Annotated in this window: 5 protein-coding genes; all 5 read left to right on the forward strand. The window is 69.2% G+C overall.

Annotation, left to right across the window (positions count from 1 at the left end; translation table 11 throughout):
• Nucleotides 1-7: 7 nt before the first annotated feature.
• The 5 genes from OG974_RS31790 (at nt 8) to OG974_RS31810 (ending at nt 24,058) form a co-directional block, all read left to right on the forward strand.
• On the forward strand, nt 8-6,544 hold the full coding sequence (locus tag OG974_RS31790; protein ID WP_371647364.1) for an amino acid adenylation domain-containing protein: 6,537 nt from the start codon (nt 8-10) through the stop codon (nt 6,542-6,544).
• Nucleotides 6,541-20,160, forward strand: a complete 13,620-nt coding sequence (locus OG974_RS31795; protein WP_331735230.1) for an amino acid adenylation domain-containing protein — start codon at nt 6,541-6,543, stop codon at nt 20,158-20,160. Before OG974_RS31790 ends, OG974_RS31795 begins: the two co-directional genes overlap by 4 nt.
• A gap of 198 nt (nt 20,161-20,358) precedes the next feature.
• On the forward strand, nt 20,359-21,474 hold the full coding sequence (gene hppD / locus OG974_RS31800) for a 4-hydroxyphenylpyruvate dioxygenase (RefSeq protein WP_331735232.1): 1,116 nt from the start codon (nt 20,359-20,361) through the stop codon (nt 21,472-21,474).
• Entirely contained in the window at nt 21,471-22,595 is a 1,125-nt protein-coding gene (locus OG974_RS31805; protein ID WP_331735235.1) for an alpha-hydroxy acid oxidase, read from the forward strand. The genes hppD and OG974_RS31805 overlap by 4 nt, the downstream gene beginning before the upstream one ends.
• 161 nt (nt 22,596-22,756) lie before the next feature.
• Entirely contained in the window at nt 22,757-24,058 is a 1,302-nt protein-coding gene (locus tag OG974_RS31810) for a cysteate synthase (protein ID WP_371647262.1), read from the forward strand.
• Nucleotides 24,059-24,095 lie beyond the last annotated feature (37 nt).

Raw genomic sequence — 24,095 nt, forward strand, 5'->3', positions numbered from 1 at the left:
TCGGCGGATGCTGGTCGAGTGGAACGACACGGTTCATGAAGTTCCGGATGCCACGCTGCCGGGCCTGTTCGAAGCGCAGGTGCTGCGGACTCCGGATGCGCCGGCCGTGGCCAGTGGTGGTGTCGAGCTGTCCTATGCGGAGCTGAACGCCCGGGCGAATCGTCTGGCCCGTCATCTGGTGGCGTGCGGTGCCGGTCCGGAGCGCCTGGTGGCGGTGGCGCTGCCGCGGTCGGTCGACCTGGTCGTCGCGTTGCTCGCGGTGCTGAAGAGCGGTTCGGGCTATGTGCCGGTGGACCCGGAGTACCCGGCGGACCGGATCGCCTACATGCTCGCGAACGCCGAACCGGTCATGGTGATCACCGATACGGACACGACGTCCGTGCTGCCCCAGGACAGCACCGCACCGCACCTGCTTCTCGATGAGCCGGGAGTCCGGGACGCCGTAGCGAGCCGGGACAGCGCGGACCTGCCCGACAGCGACCGCCTGTCTCCGGCACTGCCCGCCCATCCGGCGTACGTGATCTACACGTCGGGTTCGACGGGGCGGCCGAAGGGCGTGGTGGTTTCGCACGCCGCGTTGGTGAACTACGTGGTGCGGTGTCCGCAGGCGTATCCGCATCTCGCGGGTTCGACGGTGTGGCACTTCTCGGTGTCGTTCGATGCGGGGATCACCGGTCTGTACGGGGCCTTGGTCGCCGGCGGCCGTGTCGTGGTGGCAGCGCTGACCTCTGCCCCTGCCGAGGAGGGCGATCAGGCCGGGTTGCCGGTGTCGTTCCTGAAGGCGACTGCCAGTCATCTGCCGGTCCTGGAGGGTGCCGGACGCGGGTTCGTGCCGAGCGGCCAGTTGATGCTGGGCGGGGAAGAGGTTCCCGCTCACGCGGTGACGCGGTGGCGTCGGGCACATCCGCAGGTGCCGGTCGTGGTGCACTACGGCCCGACCGAGGCAACGGTGGGATGCACGGACTACCCGGTGCCGGCCGATGCGGTGCTCTCGGCGGGGACCGTCCCGATCGGCCGTCCCATGTGGAACACCCGGGTGTATGTGCTGGATGCGGCCCTGTCGCCGGTTCCTGCGGGTGTTGCGGGTGAGCTGTACGTGGCTGGTGCACAGTTGGCCCGGGGCTATCTGGGGCGTGCGGGTCTGACCGCGGAGCGGTTCGTCGCGGACCCCTTCGCGGTGGTGGCCGGGTCGCGGATGTACCGGACCGGTGATGTGGTGCGCTGGTCCGCGGACGGGGTCCTGGAGTTCATCGGGCGTGCGGACGGTCAGGTGAAGGTGCGGGGCTTCCGCATCGAGCCGGGCGAGATCCAAGCGGTCCTGGCGGATCACGCATCAGTGGGCCAAGTCGCGGTCGTGGTGCGGGAGGACCAGCCCGGCGACAAGCGCCTCACCGCCTACGTGGTGGCTACGACCGCGGACTTCGACGCTGCCGTCCTGCGCCGACACGTGGCGGAGCGGCTGCCGGACTACATGGTGCCCTCCGCGTTCATCACGCTGGACGAGCTGCCCCTCACACCGAACGGCAAGCTGGACCGCAAGGCGCTGCCGGCTCCCGAATACACCACGGACGCGTCGGGGCGGGCGCCGCGGTCGCCGCGCGAGGAGATCCTGTGCGGTCTCTTCGCCGAGGTCCTCGGCGTCGAGTCCGTGTCGATCGACGACGGCTTCTTCGACCTCGGCGGGCACTCGCTACTCGCGACCCGCCTGGTGAGTCGGATCCGGACCGTCCTCGGGGTCGAGGTCAGCATCCGGTCCCTGTTCGAGGCCCCGACCGTCGCCGGCCTGGTGGACCGGCTCGACGAAGGTGGCCGGGTCCGTGAGCCGCTGGGGCGGCGGGTGCGGCCGGAGGTCCTTCCGGTGTCGTTCGCGCAGCGCCGTCTGTGGTTCCTCGGCCAGCTCGAAGGCGTCACCGCGACCTACAACATCCCCCTCGCGATCCGCCTGACCGGCGCCTTGGACGTCGAGGCGCTGCGGGCCGCACTGGTGGACGTCGCGGGCCGGCACGAGAGCCTGCGCACGGTGTTCCGCCAGAGCCCTGACGGCCAGCCGAGCCAGCTCGTGCTCGACCCGATCGAGGGTGCTCCCGAGGCCCGTGCGGAAGCGGTGTCCGCGGATGGGGTGGCTGCGGCCGTGGCCGCAATCGTGGGTGCCGGGTTCGACCTGGAACGCGACTTGCCGTGGCGGGTACGGCTCCTGGAGGTCACGGACGCTCCGGGTGAGTGGGTCCTGGTGATGGTGGTGCACCACATCGCGTCGGACGGTTGGTCGATGGCGCCGCTGGCGAAGGACCTGTCGCAGGCGTACGCGGCCCGCTGCCAAGGACACGCCCCGGCATGGGAAGAACTCCCGGTGCAGTACGCGGACTACACGCTGTGGCAGCGCGAGGCCCTCGGCGACGAGGACGACCCGGACAGCGTGATCGCCGCCCAGGTCGCCTACTGGAAGCACACCCTGGCCGACCTCCCCGAACAGCTGGAGCTCCCGGTCGACCACCCGCGCCCCGCGATCGCCTCCGCCGACGGTGCGTCGGTCGGTGTGCAGGTGTCTGCCGAAACGCATGCCCGTCTGGTCGAGCTGTCCCGCTCCTGCGGCGCGAGCGTGTTCATGACCGTTCAGGCAGCGCTGGCGGTCCTCCTGTCGAAGATGGGCGCCGGGCAGGACATCCCGATCGGGACGCCGATCGCAGGCCGTACCGACGACGCCCTCGACGACCTCGTCGGATGCTTCCTGAACACGCTGGTCCTGCGGACCGACGTCTCGGGCGACCCGACGTTCCGCGAGGTCGTGGAGCGGGTCCGGGAAGCGGACCTCGCGGCGTACGCACACCAGGACGTGCCGTTCGAGCAGCTCGTCGAGATCCTCAACCCGGCACGCTCCATGGCCCGCCACCCCCTCTTCCAAGTCATGCTCGCCTTCCACAACAACGCGCAACCCGACCTCGACCTGCCCGGAATCCAGGCCGTGTCGGAGCCCCTGAGGAACACCGCGGCGAAGTTCGACCTGTCCGTCAGCCTTGCCGAGGTCCACGACGAGGAGGGGATTCCCGGCGGGCTGCTGGGGCAGCTGGAGTACCGGACCGACCTCTTCACCGCCGAGACCGTCCAGAGTTTTGCGGAACGCCTCGTCCGCGTACTGGAGACCGTGGTGGCGGAGCCCGACCGGATGGTTCGCGAGGTCGACGTGCTCGGTACCGATGAGCGCGAGCGCATTCTGCGCACGTGGAACGACACAGACCAGGAGATCCCGGACGGCACGGTGCTCGACCTGTTCCGGGCGAGAGTGGCGCGCACGCCCGACGCGCTCGCCGTACTCAGCGGCGACGTCGAACTCACCTATGCCGAGCTCGATGCGCGCGCGAGTCGCCTCGCGCAGGAACTGATCGCACTCGGTGTGGGCCGGGAGCGCCTCGTCGGCCTGTGCCTTCCCCGAGGGGCGGACATGGTCGTGTCCCTCCTCGCGGTGTGGCGGGCAGGTGGTGCGTACGTGCCCCTGGACCCCGAGTATCCGTCGGACCGACTCGGCTACATGGTGGCGGACAGCGGCGCGGTCGTGGTCCTGGGGACCACCGACACGGTGAAGGACCTGCCGTCGGAGGCGGTGCACGTCTTGCTGCTCGACGAATTCGTCCACGCGGACGACACCCCCTCCGGCGAAGAGCCCCCCGTCGCCGTCGACCCGGACCAGCTCGCGTACGTGATCTACACGTCCGGCTCGACGGGACGTCCCAAGGGGGTAGCCGTTCCTCACCGTGGCGTCGCCAATCTCGCCGAGGTGATGCGGCCGGTCCTCGGCGTCCATGAAGGCGCGGTGGCCTTGCAGTTCGCCTCCTTCAGCTTCGACGCGTCCGTACTCGACGTGGCCGTCACCCTCGCGGCAGGCGCGACCCTCGCCATCGCGTCGAGCACGGAGCGGTCGGAGCCGGAGGCACTGGCCGAGATGGTCGAGAAGTCCGGTGTGAACGTCGCCAGCGTGGTCCCCTCGCTGCTCGGGGTGCTCGACCCCGCCGCGCTCTCCGCAGTGGAGAACTGGGTCCTGGGGGCAGAACTGCTGACGGCGGACCTGGCCAGCCGGTGGACGGCCGGCGCCCGCATGTGGAACACCTACGGCCCGACCGAGGCCACGGTGATCACCACGGCCGTTGAACTGGCCAGGTCCATCCGGCCCGAGGACCAGCCTCCGCCGATCGGGCGCCCGCTCGGAAATGCGCGGGTGTATGTGTTGGATGCGGGTTTGTCGCCGGTGCCGGTGGGTGTGGCGGGTGAGTTGTATATAGCGGGTGCGCAGTTGGCTCGTGGGTATGTGGGTCGTCCTGGTTTGACGGCGGAGCGGTTCGTTGCGGATCCGTTCGCGGTGGTGGCTGGGTCGCGGATGTATCGGACCGGTGATGTGGTGCGGTGGTCTGCGGAGGGTGTTCTGGAGTTCGTGGGGCGTGCTGATGGTCAGGTGAAGGTGCGGGGTTTCCGCATCGAGCCGGGCGAGATCGTGGCCGTCCTGACCGGGCACGAGCACGTCGGGCAGGCTGCTGTGGTGGTCAGGGAGGACCGTCCGGGCGACAAGCGCCTCGTTGCTTACGTGGTTCCGCCAGCAGGCACGGACACGGCCGATCTGGATCCGGTCGTGTTGCGTGGGTTCGTGGGGGAGCGGTTGCCGGATTACATGGTGCCGTCGGCGTTCGTGGTGTTGGACGCGTTGCCGTTGACGCCGAACGGGAAGTTGGACCGTAGGGCGTTGCCGGTGCCTGAGGTTGCTTCTGGCGGGGGAGTGGGGAGGGGGCCGCGGACGCCGCACGAGGAAGTTTTGTGTGGGTTGTTCGCCGAGGTTCTTGGGCTTTCTGAGGTTTCCGTCGATGACGGGTTCTTCGAGTTGGGTGGCGACAGCATTTTGTCGATCCAGTTGGTGGCGCGGGCGCGGGCTGCTGGTCTGGTGTTTTCGCCGCGTGATGTGTTCGAGCGCAAGTCGGTGGCGGGTTTGGCCTCGGTGGTTGTTGTGTCCGAGGGTTCGGTGGTGGTGGAGGCCGAGGGTGCTGGGGTGGGTGTGGTGCCGTTGACGCCGGTGATGCACCAGGTTCGTGAACGGGGTGGCCCGTTGGCGGGGTTCTCGCAGTCGATGCTGGTGGGGGCGCCGGCGGGGCTGTCGTTGGAGGTGCTGACTGCGATGGTGGGGTCGGTCCTCGATCAGCATGACGGCCTACGGATGAAGGTCACCCAAGGTTCTAACTCTCACTCTGATTCTGGCTCTGGCTCTGGCTCTGGTTGGGGTTCGGGTTGGGGTTTGGAGGTGTTGCCGTCGGGTGGGGTGGATGCGGCGGGGTGTGTGCGTCGTGTGGATGTGTCGGGTGTTGTGGGTGTCGGGTGGGAGGAGGTGGTGTTGGCGGAGGCGGTTTCGGCGCGTGAGCGTTTGGATCCGTTGGTGGGTGTGATGGTGCAGGTGGTGTGGTTCGACGCGGGTGTGGGTGTGCCGGGTCGTGTGCTGTTGGTGTTGCATCACTTGGTTGTTGACGGGGTTTCTTGGCGTGTGTTGTTGCCGGATCTCGCGGCGGCGTGGGCTGCGCTTTCGGTGGGTGGTTCGGTGGTGTTGGAGCCGGTGGGGACTTCGTTCCGTGGCTGGGCTGGTCATTTGGTGCGGTTGGCTGGTTCGGCGGAGCGGGTTGCGGAGTTGGGTTTGTGGCGGGAGATGGTGGCGACTCCTGGTGTTCGGGTGGGGTCTCGTGGTTTGGATCCGGCGCGGGATACCGCTGGGGCGGTGCGGGGTGTGGTGGTGGAGTTGTCGCCGGAGGAGACCCGTCCGTTGTTGGGTGATGTGGCTTCTGTGTTCCGTGCGGGTGTTGAGGACGTGTTGTTGGCGGCACTTGCGTTGGCGGTGACGCGTTGGCGTGGTGGTTCTGCTGGTGGGGTGTTGGTGGAGTTGGAGGGGCACGGTCGGGAGGAAGTGGTGGAGGGGGTGGATCTGTCGCGGACGTTGGGTTGGTTTACCAGTGCGTATCCGTTGCGGATTGATCCTGGGGTTTTTGATGCGGGTGAGGTGTGGGCTGGTGGTGCCCAGGCTGGTGTGGTGTTGAAGCGGGTGAAGGAGCAGGTGCGGTCGGTTCCTGACCGTGGTCTGGGTTTTGGTTTGTTGCGGTATTTGAATGCCGAGACGGGTGCGGTGTTGGAGCGGGGGGCGCGGCCGGAGATCGGGTTCAACTATTTGGGCCGGTTCAGTGTGGGGGGTGGTGGTGCTTGGCAGATCGCTCCTGAGTCGGTGGCGTTGGGTAGTGGGTTGGATCCGCGGATGCCGGTTCCGCATGCGTTGGAGATCAATGCGGTGGTTCAGGATGCTGCGGCCGGTCCGTGTTTGCAGGTGTCTTGGTCGTGGGTGTCGGGTGTGCTTGACGAATCTGATGTCGTCGAGGTGTCCGGGTTGTTCGTCGACGCCCTGAAGGCGATCACTCGGCACGCGGCCGATCCCGACGCGGGTGGATACACACCCTCCGACCTTCCCCTGGTCTCCCTGAACCAGGCAGAAATTGATCAACTTGAGCAGCTGTGGAGGAACGACAAGTGAAGCGGAATGAATTGGAAGACGTTCTTCCGTTGGCGCCTCTGCAGGAAGGTTTGCTCTTCCACGCTCTCTACGACGAGCAGGCGCTGGACGTCTACACGACGCAGATGTCTTTCCTCATAGAAGGACCGCTGAATGTTGCCGCTCTGAAAGCGTCCGCCCGAGTCGTTCTTGAGCGGCACAAGAATCTGCGCGCCGCCTTCATCCACGAGGGTCTGCGGCAGCCGGTCCAGGTCATCCCCCGGAACGTGGAGCTCCCCTGGGAGGAGATCGACTTCTCGGGCTTGGATGCCGGCGCCCAGGAGGCCGCGGTCGAGGCATGGCTTGAGCAGGACCGGACGCGGCGCTTCGACCTGTCCGCCCCGCCGCTGCTGCGGTTCACGCTGATCCGCCTCGGTGACCGGCGGTTCCGGCTGGAGTTCACGAGCCACCACCTGCTGCTGGACGGCTGGTCCCTGCCCGTCCTGATGCGCGACCTGATGACGGCGTACGAGCAGGGCGGCCGGGGCGACGGCCTGGCGCGGGTGAGGCCTTACCGGGACTACCTGGCGTGGGTGGCGCAGCAGGACCGTGGTGCGGCCGAGGAGGCGTGGCGGCGGTCCCTGGCGGGTGTGGAGGAAGCGACCCGGCTCGCCCCGGTGCACGCCCGCGCGGCGCAGATGGCTCCCGAGCACGTCATGGTGCGTGTGCCGGAGGAGTTGACGGCTGCGCTGACGGCTGCGGCCCGTAGCTGCGGGGTCACGTTGAACACGGTGGTCCAGCAGGCGTGGGCGGTGTTGCTCGGGCACATGACCGGTCAGGACGACGTGGTCTTCGGTGCGACGGTCGCCGGACGCCCGGCCCAGATCCCCGGCATCGAATCGATGGTCGGCCTGTTCATCAACACCGTGCCGGTACGCGTACGCCTGAAGCCGGCCGAAACCCTGACCGATGCACTCGTGCGGCTCCAGGACGAACAGAGCGCCCTCCTGGCACACCAGCACCTCAAACTCACCGACATCCACAACCTGACCCCGGCCAACGAGCTCTTCGACACCGTCGTCGTGTTCGAGAACTATCCGATCGGCGCCGCACCGAAGGCTGCGGAGCCGGCCGACGCCATCCGCGTCGAACGGCTGGAAGGGCGGAACAGCACGCACTATCCGCTCAGCCTGATCGTGATGCCGGGGGACGAGATCCGGCTGCGACTCGACTACCGGCCCGACCTGTTCGACCGGGCGACGGTGGAACAGATCGGGTCCCAGCTGGCGCGGGTGCTGGAGGCGACCACCACCGGACTCGATGGTGCGGTGGGACGCTTCGACCTGCTCGGTGCAGAGGAGAGGCACCGCATATTGGCCGAGTGGAACGACACGGCCCGCGAGATGCCTGCTGCGCTGCTGCCGGAACTGTTCGAGACGCAGACGGCACGCACACCGCACGCGCCGGGCGTGATCAGCGGTGGGGTCGAGCTGTCGTATGCGGAGTTGAACGCTCGGGCGAATCGTTTGGCCCGGCATCTGGTGGCGTGCGGTGCGGGTCCGGAGAAGCTCGTTGCCGTCGCGCTGCCCAGGTCGGCCGACCTGGTGGTCGCGCTGCTCGCCGTCCTGAAGAGCGGTGCCGGGTACGTGCCGCTGGATCCGGACTACCCCTCCGACCGCATCGCGTACGTGCTGGCTGATGCCGACCCGGTGCTGATGATCACCGATACGGAGACTTCACCCGGCTTGCCCGACGGTGACGTGCCTCGTGTGCTGCTGGACGATGCCGGGGTCGCGCAAGTGGTCGCCACGGCCAGTGCGTCCGATCTGTCCGACAGCGATCGCTCGTATCCGGTGTTGCCTGCTCATCCGGCGTATGTGATTTATACGTCGGGTTCGACGGGTCGGCCGAAGGGTGTGGTGGTTTCGCATGCGGCGTTGGTGAGTTTTCTGGCGGCGGTGGGTTTGCGGTGTGGGTTGGATTCGTCTGACCGGTTGTTGGCGGTGACGACGGTTGCGTTCGATATTGCGGCGTTGGAGTTGTATCTGCCGTTGGTCAGTGGTGCGTGTGTGGTGGTTGCGGGTCGGGAGGAGGTTCGGGATCCGTTTGTGCTGGGTGGGTTGGTGCGCGGGTCGGGTGTGTCGGTGATGCAGGCGACTCCGTCGTTGTGGCAGGCGTTGGTGGCGGAGGTTCCCGGGTCGGTGGGGGGTCTGCGGATGTTGGTGGGTGGTGAGGCGCTGCCTTCGGTGTTGGCGGAGGGTATGTGTGGGTTGGGCCGTGAGGTGGTCAACCTGTACGGGCCGACGGAGGCGACGGTGTGGGCGACGTCGTGTGTGGTGGGTGGCGGTTCTGGTGGTCTGTTGCCGCCGGCGATTGGTGATGCGTTCGCGAATACGCGGGTGTATGTGCTGGATGCTGCCCTGTCGCCGGTTCCTGCGGGTGTCGCGGGAGAGCTCTATATCGCGGGTGCGCAGTTGGCGCGGGGTTATTTGGGGCGTGCGGGTCTGACGGCGGAGCGGTTCGTCGCGGACCCCTTCGCGGTGGTTGCGGGTTCGCGGATGTACCGGACCGGTGATGTGGTGCGGTGGTCCGCGGACGGGGTTCTGGAGTTCGTCGGGCGTGCGGATGCTCAGGTGAAGGTGCGAGGGTTCCGCATCGAGCTGGGCGAGATCGAGGCCGTTCTCGCTGGTCACGAGCAGGTTGCCCAGGTGGCCGTCGTCGTGCGGGAGGACCAGCCCGGCGACAAGCGCCTCGTCGCCTACGTCGTGGCTGGGGTGGCGAACGCCGGACCGACCGATCCGGACGCGTCCCTGCTGCGTCAGCACGTGTCCGAGCACGTGCCGGACTACATGGTGCCGTCGGCTTTCGTCGTGCTCGATGCGCTGCCGTTGACGCCGAACGGCAAGCTGGACCGGCGGGCCCTGCCGGCGCCGGAGTACGTCGTGGCCGCCGCGGGCCGTGGTCCGCGGTCGCCGCGGGAGGAGATCCTGTGCGGTCTCTTCGCCGAGGTCCTCGGCGTCGAGTCGGTGTCCATCGATGACGGGTTCTTCGACCTCGGCGGGCATTCGCTGCTGGCGACCCGCCTGGTGAGTCGGATCCGGACCGTCCTCGGGGTCGAGGTCAGCATCCGGTCCCTGTTCGAGGCCCCGACCGTCGCCGGCCTGGTGGACCGGCTCGACGAAGGTGGCCGGGTCCGAGAACCGCTGGAACAGCGGATACGGCCGGAAGTCCTCCCGGTGTCGTTCGCCCAGCGCCGTCTGTGGTTCCTCGGTCAGCTCGAAGGCACCTCGGGAACGTACAACATCCCCCTCGCACTCCGCCTGACCGGCGCCTTGGACGTGGAGGCGCTGCGGGCCGCGCTGGCGGACGTCGCGGGCCGACACGAGAGCCTGCGGACAGTGTTCCCGCAGGTGGACGGCGAGCCGCGGCAGGAAATCCTGGCAGGTGCCGAGGGGGTTCCGGCATGCGCCGTCGAGCAGGTTTCCGAGGCCGGGATGGCGGCCGCGATCTCAGCGGTGGTGACTGCCGGCTTCGATCTGGAGCGGGACCTGCCGTGGCGGGTCCGGGTGCTCCGGTCCGCCCCGGACGAGTGGGTTCTGGTCGTGGTGGTGCATCACATTGCCAGCGACGCATGGTCGATGGGACCCCTGGTGAGGGACCTGTCCATCGCGTACGTGGCCCGCTGCCAGGGGCGAGCCCCGGCATGGGACGAACTCCCGGTGCAGTACGCGGACTACACACTGTGGCAGCGCGAGGTCCTGGGCGACGAGGACGACCCGGACAGCGTGATCGCCTCGCAGGAGGCCTACTGGAAGCAGGCCCTGGCCGGGCTGCCCGAGCAGCTCGAACTGCCGGTCGACCACCCGCGTCCTGCCGTTGCCTCCCATGAGGGTGCATCGGTCGGCGTACGGGTCTCGGCCGAAACGCATGCCCGTCTGGTGGAGCTGTCCCGCTCCTGTGGCGCGAGCATGTTCATGACCGTGCAGGCCGCGCTGGCGGTCCTCCTGTCGAAGATGGGCGCCGGGGAGGACATTCCGGTCGGGACGCCGATCGCGGGCCGTACCGACGACGCGCTCGATGACATGGTCGGGTTCTTCGTGAACACGCTGGTCCTGCGGACCGACGTCTCGGGCGATCCGACGTTCCGCCAGGTCCTCGAACGGGTCCGGGAAGCCGACCTGGCCGCGTACGCCCATCAGGACGTGCCGTTCGAGCGGCTCGTGGAGATCCTCAACCCCGCGCGCTCGATGGCCCGCCACCCCCTCTTCCAAGTCATGCTCGCCGTGCAGCACCATGCACCGCTCCTCGCCACCTTCCGCAGTGCCACGGCCGGATCGACGCCTGAGCCGGGAGTCGAACTGCCCGACCTGGCCGTACGGCCGGAGCCGATGGAGGGGACGGTCGCGAAGTTCGATCTGTCCGTGAGCCTGGGCGAAACCCACACCGACAGCACGCCCGCAGGACTCGAAGGGCGCCTGGACTACCGCATCGACCTGTTCGACGCGGCTACCGTCGAACATCTCGCCCGGCGACTGGTCCAGCTCCTCGACGCCGTCGCCACCGCCCCTGACGCTCCCGTCCGGCAGGTCGACGTCCTCGGGACGGACGAACGCGAGAGGGTTCTGCGCGCCTGGAACGACACCGCGCGCGAAAGGCCCGGGGCGCCCGGGGCGACCGGGGCGACGCTCACGGAGCTGTTCGAAGCCCACGTCGCACGGACCCCCGACGCGACAGCAGTGGTGAGCGACGGGCTGGAGCTCACCTATGCGCAACTGAACGAGCGCGCGGATCGGCTGGCGCGCCATCTGGCCGCCAAGGGCGCCGGCCCCGAGCACGCGGTCGGCCTGTGGATGGAGCGGTCCGCTGACCTGGTGACCACGCTGCTGGCCGTACTCAAGACCGGCGCCCACTACGTACCGCTGCACGAGGGCCACCCTCCGAGCCGGCGCCGACTGGTCATGGCGGACTGCGCAGCCGAACTGCTGGTGACGGACCGCCCGACGGAAGCCGCCGAGTTCGCAGGGACGGCAGAGGTCATCTGCGCCGATGAAATCCTCGGGGCGGCTTCCGAGACGGGACCGGTGAAGCCGGCCGGTGCACGTGGTGCGGACGGGCTCGCCTATGTGATGTACACGTCCGGTTCGACCGGTGAGCCCAAGGGCGTGGCCGCCACCCACCGCGGCGTGGCAGACCTCGTGCTGGACCGCTGCTGGGAGACGGACCACCACGAGCGTGTCCTCTTCCACTCGCCGTACGCCTTCGACGCCTCGACGTTCGAGCTGTGGGCCCCCCTTCTCGCCGGCGGAACCATCGTCGTGGCTCCTCCGGGAAACCTGGACGCCCCGTCCCTGGAACAGCTGATCAAGGTTCACGACATCACGGGCGTCGTTCTGACGGCGGGACTGTTCCGCGTCATAGCCGAGGAGACCCCGACGTGCCTCGCCCAGCTGCGTGAGGTGTTGACGGGTGGCGATGTGGTGTCGCCGGTGGCGGTGCGGCGGGTGGTGGAGGCGTGTCCGGGCACGGTGGTGCGGGTGCTGTACGGGCCGACGGAGATCACCTTGTGTGCGACGCAGTTCGAGGTTCCGGTGGGTTCGGTCGTGGGTGGGTCGGTGCCGATCGGTCGGCCGATGGACAACACGCGGGTGTACGTGCTGGACGGGGGTCTGTCTCCGGTTCCAGTGGGTGTGGCGGGTGAGTTGTACATTGCGGGGACGGGTGTGGCTCGTGGATATGTGGGGCGTGCGGGTCTGACGGCGGAGCGGTTCGTCGCGGACCCGTTCGCCACGGTGGCCGGGTCGCGGATGTACCGGACCGGTGATGTGGTGCGGTGGTCGGCGGACGGTGTTCTGGAGTTCATCGGGCGTGCTGACGGTCAGGTGAAGGTGCGGGGTTTCCGTATCGAGCCGGGCGAGATCGAAGCGGTGTTGGCGGATCACGGGCTGGTTGTGCAGAGCGCGGTCGTGGTGCGCGAGGACACGCCGGGCGACAAGCGCCTCACCGCCTACGTGGTGGCTACGACCGCGGACTTCGACGCTGCCGTCCTGCGCCGACACGTGGCGGAGCGACTGCCGGACTACATGGTGCCCTCCGCCTTCGTACAGCTGGACGCCCTGCCCCTCACACCGAACGGGAAACTCGACCGCGACGCCCTTCCGGCACCGGAGTACACGCCGGGCGCTTCGGGTCGTGGGCCGCGGTCGCCGCGGGAGGAGGTCCTGTGCGGGCTGTTCGCCGAGGTCCTCGGTGTCGACGCCGTGTCGATCGATGACGGCTTCTTCGAGCGGGGTGGGCATTCGCTGCTGGCGACCCGCCTGGTGAGCCGGATCCGGTCCGCCCTCGGGGTGGAGGTGAGCATCCGGTCCCTGTTCGAGGCGCCGAGCGTCGCGGGCCTGGTGGACCAGCTTGATGAGGGTGGTCGGGTCCGTGAGCCGCTGGGGCGGCGGGTGCGGCCGGAGGTCCTTCCGGTGTCGTTCGCGCAACGCCGTCTGTGGTTCCTGGGTCAGCTCGAAGGCGTGTCCGCGACGTACAACATTCCGCTCGCTCTGCGTCTGACCGGCCCCCTGGACGTGGAGGCGCTGCGGGCCGCACTGGCGGATGTCGCCGGCCGTCACGAGAGCCTGCGCACGGTGTTCCGCCAGAGCCCTGACGGCCGGCCGAGCCAGTTCGTCCGCGACCCGATCGAGGGTGCTCCCGAGGTCCGCGTCGAGTCGGTGGCCACGGACCGTGTCGCTGCGGCGATGACCGAGGCGGCTTCGGCCGGGTTCGATCTGGAGAGGGACCTGCCGTGGCGGGTGCGCCTGCTGGAGGTCACCGACGCGCCCGGCGAGTGGGTCCTGGTCATGGTGGTGCACCACATCGCAGCCGATGGCTCGTCGATGGCACCTCTGGCCCGGGACCTTTCGCAGGCGTACGCGGCCCGATGCCAAGGGCGCGCCCCGGAGTGGCAGCCGCTTCCGGTGCAGTACGCGGATTACACGCTGTGGCAGCGCGAGGTCCTGGGTGACGAGGACGACCCGGACAGTGTCATCGCGGCCCAGGTCGCCTACTGGAAGCAAGCCCTGGCCGACCTCCCCGCACAGCTTGAGCTGCCGGTCGACTACCCGCGCCCCGCGATCGCTTCGCACGAGGGTGCTTCGGTGGACGTCCGCGTCCCGGCGGAGGTGCATGCCCGGCTGGTGGAGCTGTCGCGCTCCAGCGGGGCGAGTGTGTTCATGACGGTTCAGGCCGCGCTCGCGGTCCTGCTGTCGAAGATGGGCGCCGGCGAGGACATTCCGATCGGGACGCCGATCGCCGGCCGCACCGACGACGCCCTGGACGATCTCGTCGGGTTCTTCGTGAACACGCTGGTCCTGCGGACCGACCTGTCGGGCGATCCGACGTTCCGCGAGGTCCTCGAACGGGTCCGGGAAGCGGACCTGGCCGCGTACGCCCATCAGGACGTGCCGTTCGAGCGGCTCGTGGAGATCCTCAACCCCGCGCGCTCGATGGCGCGCCACCCCCTCTTCCAAGTCATGCTCGCCTTCCAGAACGTTGCCGACCCGGATCTCGACCTGCCCGGTCTGAGCGTTCGCGGGGAACAGGTACAGGGCGCGGTGGCCAAGTTCGACCTGTCCGTCAGCCTGGGTGAATTCCACGACGAAGACGGAGCACCCGCCGGACTGCAAGGGCAGCTGGACTACCGCACGGATCTGTTCGCGGAGCACACGGTCCGAGAACTCGCGGACCGTGTGGTGCGCGTGCTGGAAGCCGTCACCGCCGATCCCGATGCGGCGATCCGTTCCGTCAGCGTGCTCGGTGCCGAGGAGCAGCACCGGGTCCTGACCGACTGGAACGCAACTGCTCGTGACGTTCCGCACGGGACGCTGGCCGAACTCTTCCAGGCCCAGGTAGCGCGTACTCCCGATGCTGCCGCCCTGGTCAGTGGAGGTGTCGAGCTGAGCTATGCGGAGTTGAACGCCCGGGCGAATCGTCTGGCCCGTCATCTGGGGGCGTGCGGTGCCGGTCCGGAGAAGCTCGTCGCCGTCGCGCTGCCCAGGTCGGCCGAACTGGTGGTCGCGCTGTTCGCCGTCCTGAAGAGCGGTTCGGGTTACGTGCCGGTGGACCCGAAGTACCCGGTGGACCGGATCGCCTACATGCTCGCGGACGCCGAACCCGTGCTGCTCCTGACGGACGCGGCCACTGCGGCCCTGCTGCCGCAGGATGACGCCGCACCGCACCTGCTGCTCGACGACCCCGGAGTCCGGCATGCCGTTGCCGGCCGGGACAGCGCAGACCTGTCCGACAGCGACCGCCTGTCTCCGGCGCTGCCCGCCCATCCGGCTTACGTGATCTACACGTCCGGATCGACGGGACGGCCGAAGGGCGTGATGGTCGAGCACCGCAGCGTGGTGAACCTCGCCTCTTGGGCTGCGGATGGTCTCGGCGCGGACCGACTGGGGGAGGTCTGCGCATCGACGTCTCTCAACTTCGACGTGTCCGTGTTCGAAATCGTCGCTCCGCTGCTTGCCGGCGGTCGGGTCAACGTGATCCAGGACCTGCTCGCATTCGGAGACGAAGCCGCAGGGGACGCCGACCGGCCGCTTGTGAGCGGCGTTCCTTCGGTGTTTTCAAGCCTCCTGGACCGTGAACCGGCAGTGGACGCGGCAACGGTCGTCATGGCGGGTGAGGCGATTTCGCCGATCGTTGCCAAGAAGATCCGGTCGGCCTTCCCCGTAGCCCGCATAGCGAACTGCTACGGGCCCACCGAGGCCACGGTCTATGCAACCTCGTGGTACACCGATGCCGAACTGCCGGATGCACTTCCGATCGGGCGGCCGGTCGCCAATACGCGGGTGTACGTCCTCGATGCAGGGCTGTCGCCGGTGCCCGTCGGCGTGGCGGGCGAGCTGTACGTGGCGGGTGCACAGTTGGCCCGGGGTTACCTGGGGCGTCCGGGGCTGACCGCGGAGCGGTTCGTCGCGGATCCCTTTGCGGTGGTGGCCGGCTCGCGGATGTATCGGACCGGTGACGTGGTGCGGTGGTCCGCGGACGGGGTCCTGGAGTTCGTCGGGCGTGCGGATGCCCAGGTGAAGGTGCGGGGGTTCCGCATCGAGCCGGGCGAGATCGAGGCCGTCCTGGCGGATCACGCCTCGGTGGGCCAGGTGGCTGTCGTCGTGCGGGAGGACCAGCCCGGCGACAAGCGCCTCGTCGGCTACGTGGTGCCGGCCGCGGGGGCTTCGACCCGTCACGTTGATGCGCGGGACCTACGTGGGTTCGTCGCGGAGCGGCTGCCGGACTACATGGTGCCGTCGGCGTTCGTCGTGCTCGACGCGCTGCCGTTGACGCCGAACGGGAAGCTGGACCGCAAGGCGCTGCCGGCTCCCGAATACATCACGGATGCGTCGGGGCGCGGTCCGCGGTCGCCGCGGGAGGAGATCCTGTGCGGTCTCTTCGCCGAGATCCTCGGCGTGGACGTCGTGTCGATCGATGACGGGTTCTTCGACCTCGGCGGGCATTCGCTGCTGGCGACCCGCCTGGTGAGTCGGATCCGGACCGTCCTCGGGGTCGAGGTCAGCATCCGGTCCCTGTTCGAGGCCCCGACCGTCGCCGGCCTGGTGGACCGGCTCGACGAAGGTGGCCGGGTCCGAGAACCGCTGGCACAGCGGGTGCGGCCGGAGGTCCTCCCGGTGTCGTTCGCGCAGCGCCGTCTGTGGTTCCTGGGCCAGCTCGAAGGCGTCTCCGCGACCTACAACATTCCGCTCGCACTCCGCCTGACCGGCACGCTGAACGCAGAAGCGCTGCGGGCCGCGCTGGCGGACGTCGCGGGCCGGCACGAGAGCCTGCGGACAGTGTTCCCGCAGGTGGACGGCGAGCCGCGGCAAGAGATCCGGCAGGGCGCCGCGGGGGTACCCGCGGTCAGCGTGGAGAGCGTGACTGCCGATGGTGTCGCCTCGATCGTGGGCCGGTGGGCTGCCACGGGCTTCGACCTGGAGCGGGACCTGCCGTGGCGGGTGCGCCTGCTGGAGGTCACCGACGCCCCTGGTGAGTGGGTGCTGGTCATGGTGGTCCACCACATCGCGGCGGATGGCTGGTCGATGGCGCCGCTGGCGAAGGACCTTTCGCTGGCGTACGCGGCCCGCTGCCAAGGGCACGCCCCGGCGTGGCAGCCGCTTCCGGTGCAGTACGCGGATTACACGCTGTGGCAGCGCGAGGTCCTCGGTGACGAGGACGACCCGGACAGCCTGATCGCGGCCCAGGTCGCCTACTGGAAGCAGGCCCTGGCCGACCTCCCGGAAGAGCTGGAGCTCCCGGTCGACCACCCGCGCCCCCCGATCGCCTCCCACGAAGGCGACTCCGTGGACGTCCGCGTCCCGGCGGAGGTGCACGCGCGGCTGCTGGAGCTGTCCCGCTCCAGCGGAGCCAGCGTCTTCATGACGGTGCAGGCGGCGCTGGCGGTGCTGCTGTCGAAGATGGGCGCCGGGGAGGACATTCCGATCGGGACGCCGATCGCGGGCCGTACCGACGACGCCCTGGACGATCTCGTCGGGTTCTTCGTGAACACGCTGGTCCTGCGGACCGACCTGTCGGGCGATCCGACGTTCCGCGAGGTCCTCGAACGGGTGCGGGAAGCGGACCTGGCCGCCTACGCCCATCAGGACGTGCCGTTCGAGCGACTGGTGGAGATCCTCAACCCCGCACGCTCCATGGCCCGCCACCCCCTCTTCCAAGTCATGCTCACCTTCCACAACAACGCACAACCCGACCTCGACCTGCCCGGCATCCAGACGCAAGCCGAAGCCGCCGGCGAGATGGCGGCCAGGTTCGACCTGTCGTTCAGCCTGGGAGAAACACACGCGGCCGACGGCGTACCCGCGGGCCTGGCAGGGCGGCTCGACTACCGCACCGATCTGTTCGAGCGCACCACCGTCGAGCAGCTCGGCGAGCGGCTGTCCCGGCTCCTCGAAACGGTCACGGGCGACCCCGACCAGCCGATCCGTAACGTCAGTGTCCTTGCCGCTGACGAGCGTCGGCGGATGCTGGTCGAGTGGAACGACACGGTTCATGAAGTTCCGGATGCCACGCTGCCGGGCCTGTTCGAAGCGCAGGTGCTGCGGACTCCGGATGCGCCGGCCGTGGTCAGTGGCGGTGTCGAGCTGTCCTATGCGGAGTTGAACGCCCGGGCGAATCGTCTGGCCCGTCATCTGGTGGCGTGCGGTGCCGGTCCGGAGCGCCTGGTGGCGGTGGCGCTGCCGCGGTCGGTCGACCTGGTCGTCGCGTTGCTCGCGGTGCTGAAGAGCGGTTCGGGTTATGTGCCGGTGGACCCGGAGTACCCGGCGGACCGGATCGCCTACATGCTCGCGGACGCCGAACCCGTGCTGGTCCTGACGGACGCAGCCACCGCGGCTCTGCTCCCCCAGGACGACGCATCGATCGCGAAGCGCGTGCTCCTGAACGAGCGTTCTGTGCAGGAAGCCATTGCCGGGCTCAGCGCCTCCGATCTCCTCGATGACGGCCGTCCGTCTCCGGCACTGCCCGCTCACCCCGCGTACGTGATCTACACGTCGGGTTCGACGGGGCGGCCGAAGGGCGTGGTGGTTTCGCACGCCGCGTTGGTGAACTACGTGGTGCGGTGTCCGCAGGCGTATCCGGATCTCGTGGGTTCGACGGTGTGGCATGCGTCGGTGTCGTTCGATGCGGGGGTCACCGTGCTGTACGGGGCCTTGGTCGCCGGCGGCTGCGTCGTGGTGGCAGCGCTGACCTCCACCTCTGCCGAGGAGGGCGATCAGGCCGGGTTGCCGGTGTCGTTCTTGAAGGTGACTCCCAGTCATCTGCCGGTCCTGGAGGGTGCCGGACGCGGGTTCGTGCCCAGCGGCCAGTTGATGCTGGGCGGGGAAGAGATCCCCGCTCACGCGGTGACGCGGTGGCGTCGGGCACATCCGCAGGTATCGGTCGTGGCGCACTACGGCCCGACCGAGGCAACGGTGGGATGCACGGACTACCCGGTGCCGGCCGATGCGGTGCTCTCGGCGGGGACCGTCCCGATCGGTCGCCCCATGTGGAACACCCGGGTGTATGTGCTGGATGCGGCCCTGTCGCCGGTTCCTGCGGGTGTTGCGGGTGAGCTGTACGTGGCCGGTGCACAGCTGGCCCGGGGCTATCTGGGGCGTGCGGGGCTGACGGCGGAGCGGTTCGTCGCAGACCCGTTCGCCACGGTGCCCGGCTCGCGGATGTACCGGACCGGTGATGTGGTGCGCTGGTCCGCGGACGGGGTTCTGGAGTTCATCGGGCGTGCTGACGGTCAGGTGAAGGTGCGGGGCTTCCGCATCGAGCCGGGCGAGATCGAAGCGGTGCTGGCGGATCACGAGCTGGTTGCGCAGAGCGCGGTCGTGGTGCGCGAGGACACGCCGGGCGACAAGCGCCTCACCGCCTATGTGGTGGCCGCCACGGGCGAAGCGGCACCGGCCGATCCGTTGCGCCGACACGTGGCGGAGCGGCTGCCGGACTACATGGTGCCCTCCGCGTTCATCACCGTGGACGAGCTGCCCCTCACACCGAACGGGAAGCTGGACCGGCGGGCGCTGCCGGCTCCCGAATACACCACGGACGCGTCGGGGCGGTCGCCGCGGTCGCCGCGCGAGGAGATCCTGTGCGGTCTCTTCGCCGAGGTCCTCGGCGTCGAGTCCGTGTCGATCGACGACGGCTTCTTCGACCTCGGCGGGCATTCGCTACTCGCGACCCGCCTCGTCAGCCGGATCCGGACCGTCCTCGGGGCCGAGGTCAGCATCCGGTCCCTGTTCGAGGCCCCGACCGTCGCCGGGCTCGCGGAGCGACTCGACGAAGGCGATGTCTCGGACCCGTTCGACGCCCTCCTCCCCCTGCGCCGGCAGGGCTCGGACAGCCCCCTCTTCTGCGTGCACCCCGTGGCGGGTCTGAGCTGGTGCTATGCGGGCCTGATCAAGGAGTTGCCGGCAGACGTGCCGATCTACGGCCTGCAGTCCCGGGGGGTGGGCAGCGGAGAACCCGTGGCCACGGTCGAGGAGATGGCCGCCGAGTACGTGCAGATCATCCGCTCCGTCCAGCCTGAAGGGCCGTACCGCCTCCTGGGATGGTCCTTCGGCGGGACCGTCGCGCACGCAGTGGCCGAAGAGCTCCAGAGGCAGCAGCAGGCCGTCGGTCTCCTCGCGGTCGTCGACGCCTATCCGTCGTCGTCGCAGGCGTCCGACGTGGAGGACGACCGGCAGAGCCTCATCCGAGCCCTCGCTGAGGCCGCCGGTCTCCCCCTTCCCGACGACGCTGCCGTGGGCGACGACGCCGAGGGGGTATCGAACCTGCTCGAAGCCTACGCAGCCGACCAGATGGGCGAGGTGGCACGGAGCCTCGACGTCGACGTCGACCAAGCGGCGGGCCTGATCGACGTGATCGAGAACAACCGCAGGCTCGCCCGGTCCCTGACCCCGGGCGTGGTGGAAGGAGACCTCCTCTTCTTCCGTGCGGGCATCGACAACCCCATGCCGATGACCGGCCGTGAGGCGTGGACTCCCCATGTCACGACCGGAGTTGACGAACACGTGATTGAATGTGATCACATCGGCATGATGCAGCCCGAGCCGCTCAAGCACATCGGCCGTGTGCTCCGGGACCGGTTGAAGCCCGGAAGGCCAGCCGACAGCCCCTGACCTGCCGCAGGGGACGGGGTGCGGCCGCGCGCCGCGCCCCGTCCCCCGTACGGCCTTCCCGGCCGGGCGCGTCTGCGCCCGGCGCCACCTCCTTGCCGCTGCCGTACGCATGCAGGCGCACACCTGACATCGGGAGTGCTTTTGTCCCTTCTTCTTCTCTCAAATGCTTTCTCGTCACGCAAGAGAACTGGAGTTTCCATGACGTCTTCCCAGGCCAACACAGTCGTCGACGACTTCGAGCTGGACTACGTGGAGATGTACGTCCGCGACATGGACGAGCAGGTCGCTCTGTGGCGTGACTCCTACGGGTTCGTGGAGGTCGCGGCCGGCGGTTCCTCGGAGCAGGGCTTCCGCGCCACGGTGATGAGCCAGGGTGCGATGAAGCTCGTCCTGACGGAGGCGACGGCGGAACGGCATCCCGCCTCCGACTACGTACTCGCCCACGGTGACGGCATCGCCAACATCGCTCTGCGCACGGGGGATGTGCGCAGGGCGTTCCGCCAGGCCGTCGACAACGGCGCCCAGGAACTGGCCGAACCCGTGGAGCACGCGGGGGACGACGTCGCGGTCAGTGCGACCGTCTCAGGATTCGGCGATGTCGTGCACACCCTGGTGCAGCGGCGTTCGGGCAGGGAAGCCGGACTGCCCGCCGGGTTCCGACCGCTCCCCAGCGCCGGGGAGCCGACGGAACCCGCGGCCGCGGACGGGCTGCGCCTCCTGGAGATCGACCACTTCGCCGTGTGCGCGAGCGTCGGTGAGCTGGACGCGATGGTGGAGCTGTACGAGAAGTCGTTCGGGTTCGACGAGATCTTCGCGGAACGGATCGTGGTCGGCGCCCAGGCGATGCTGTCCAAGGTGGTCCAGAGCAAGTCGGGCGAGGTGACCTTCACGATCCTCCAGCCGGACCCCGAGGCGGACCCCGGTCAGATCGACGAGTTCCTCAAGAACCACGTCGGGTCGGGTGTGCAGCACGTGGCTTTCGCCGCGGACGACGTGGTGCGGTCCGTCGGGGCGCTGGCCGGTCGCGGAGTGGAGTTCCTGACCACACCGGACGCGTACTACAGCCTCCTCAAGCAGCGCATCTCCCTGAGCAAGCACTCCCTGGAGAGCCTGCACGAGCTGAACGTCCTCGTCGACGAGGACCACGCCGGACAGTTGTTCCAGATATTCGCGCGCTCCACCCACCCGAGGCGCACCCTCTTCTTCGAGGTGATCGAGCGGTGCGGTGCGGAGACCTTCGGCAGTTCCAACATCAAGGCCCTGTACGAGGCGGTGGAGATGGAGCGCCTCGCGAATCAGAGCAACTCCCTGTGAGCCGCACCGTGCCGACCACCGGGCCGTGGGACGTAGACCGGGACGTGCACTGCCTGGAGGACGTCGAACGGGCAGCACGCGAAGCCCTGCCCGCAGACGTGTGGGACTTCGTTTCCGGCGGCAGTGGCGGCGAGGTCACGCTGGCCGCCAACCGTGCGGCGCTGCGGCGGATCGCCCTCGTGCCGCGCGTCCTTCGGGACGTGGCGCACTGCGACCCGCAGACGTCGCTGTTCGGCGTGCCGCAGGCCATGCCGGTGGCAGTCGCCCCCCTCGCGTACCACAAGCTCGTCCACCCGGAAGGCGAGCTGGCGGGCGCGCGGGCGGCCAAGGCGGCGGGAGTGCCCTTCACCGCCAGCACCCTGAGCAGCTGCACGATCGAGGAGATCACCGGAATCGGCGGCACCGTCTGGTTCCAGTTGTACTGGTTGCGCGACCGGAAGAAGACCTTCGAGCTGATCGAACGCGCGGAGGCCGCTGGGTGCGCGGCGCTGATGCCGACCGTCGACGTGCCCTGGATGGGACGTCGACTACGGGACGTCCGCAACCGGTTCACCCTGCCCCCCGGGGTGGAGGCTGCCAATCTGACGTGGGGGTCGGGCTCCGAGGCCCATCGGGCGCCGACGTCCGGATCCGCGGTGGCCTCCCACACCGGATCAGCCTTCACCCCCTCCCTGACCTGGTCGGACATCGAGGAACTGCGGCGCCGCACGAGGCTGCCGATCATTCTCAAAGGGGTGCTGGCGCCGCAGGATGCGAGACGTGCCGTCGACGTCGGCGCGGACGGCATCGTCGTGTCCAACCACGGCGGCCGGCAGCTGGACGGCGCGGTCGCCGGCGTCGACGTCCTCGCGGAGGTCGCCACGGAGGTCGGTGGCGCTTGCCGGGTGCTGCTGGACAGCGGGATCCGCAGCGGAACCGACGTGCTGCGCGCCCTCGCACTGGGAGCCGATGGCGTTCTCGTGGGGCGCCCGGTGCTGTGGGGGCTCGCCGCGGCGGGAGAACGGGGCGTCGGCCGCGTCCTGGACCTGCTGGCGGAGGAACTGCGCGACGCCCTCGGCCTCGCGGGTTGCGACGGAGTGAAGGCCGCCCGGGAGATCCGGACCTTGACGAGGGCCGGCTAGCCGGCCGCCCCGGCGGACGGCTGACGGCGGCCGGCACGTGCCACCTGCGTGCCGGCCGCCGGGCGAGCCCGGCGCCCGAGGCGGCCGGGACGACGGATCACGGGACCGATGCGCCTGCGGACGACATGCCGATGCTGACCCTCAGAAAGGAAATACGGGAAATGGAGAAAAGGGTGAGCCGCCACTACACGGTGTTCTGTCCGCTGTGCGGACAGCGCGGCCAGGACGACGGCATGATGCTGTCGTGCAGCCGCGATCACGGGCCGGCGCTGCTCCGGTCCGACTACGCGGTGAAGGAATTCGCGCCGCAGCCCGATACCGACGGGCTGTTCCGCTACCGGGACTGGCTCCCGGTCACCAGGACGTTCCCGACGGCGGCCCGCACGGCCGTGTTCCAGAGCGAGGAACTCTGCGCCCAGCTCGGCCTGCCGAACCTCTGGATCGCCTTCAACGGGTACTGGCCCGAGCGCGGGGCGTTCCTCGAAACGGCGACGTTCAAAGAGCTGGAGGCGTACGCGGTCCTGGGGCGTCTGCCGTCGGATCCGCCGGTGCTCGTCGTGGCCTCCGCCGGCAACACCGCCGCGGCCTTCGCCTCGATCTGCTCGCGCCACCGGCGACCGTGCCTCCTGATCGTGCCCCGCCGCGGCCTGGACAGGATGAGGTTCCGGGCACCGCTGGACCCGGCGGTCAGGCTCGTGGTGCTGGACGGCGCCGACTACTCCGACGCGATAGCCCTCGCAGAGTCGGTGGCCGCGCTCCCCGGCTTCCAGGCCGAGGGCGGAGTACGCAACATCGGCCGGCGCGACGGACTCGCGACGGTCCTGTACGCGGGCGTGGAAGCCATGGGCAGGATGCCCGGCGTCTACGTCCAGGCCGTCGGCAGCGGAGCCGGCGCCATCGCCGTCCACGAGGCGGCGACCAGGCTCCTCGGCACGGGACGCTACGGTACGGACCTGCCGCGGCTCCTGCTCTGCCAGAACGCGTCGTTCGCTCCGCTCGCCGACTCCTGGAAGTCCGGGACGCGACAGCTCGCCCCGTGCGGAGCGGACGACGCGCGGGCCGCGACGAGAACCGTCTTCGCGGACGAGCTGACCAACCGCTTCCCCCCGTACGCCGTCCACTGCGGCGTCTACGACGTGCTCACCGAGAGCTCCGGCGACGTTCTCACCGTCGAGCAGGACGCGGCTGAGTACGAGAGGGACGTCTTCGGGAAGGCCGAATCCGTCGACATCGAGCCGGCCTCAGCGGTGGCGCTCGCCGGCCTCCGCAAGGCGGTCCTCGACGGCCGCATCCCCGAGGAGGAGCACGTCCTGCTCAACATCACGGGCGGGGGCCGGGCACGGCTCGCACAGGACCATCCCCTGTACGACGCGGAGCCGGCCCTGGTCGCCGATCTGCAGGACGGCACGGCGGAAGGCCTCGTGGCGCGGATCGCCGGGCTGTTCCCCGACCGGACCCGATAGCCGGACGCGAAGACGCGAAGACGCGAAGACGCGAAGA

Origin of the sequence: Streptomyces sp. NBC_00597, assembly GCF_041431095.1 — a bacterium.
GTDB lineage: Bacteria > Actinomycetota > Actinomycetes > Streptomycetales > Streptomycetaceae > Streptomyces.

Excerpts from the sequence above, each read along its gene's own strand:
- OG974_RS31790 (WP_371647364.1), top strand. The coding sequence starts at position 8 with ATGCTGGTCGAGTGGAACGACACGGTTCATGAAGTTCCGGATGCCACG.
- hppD (WP_331735232.1), top strand. The coding sequence starts at position 20,359 with ATGACGTCTTCCCAGGCCAACACAGTCGTCGACGACTTCGAGCTGGAC.
- OG974_RS31810 (WP_371647262.1), top strand. The coding sequence starts at position 22,757 with ATGGAGAAAAGGGTGAGCCGCCACTACACGGTGTTCTGTCCGCTGTGC.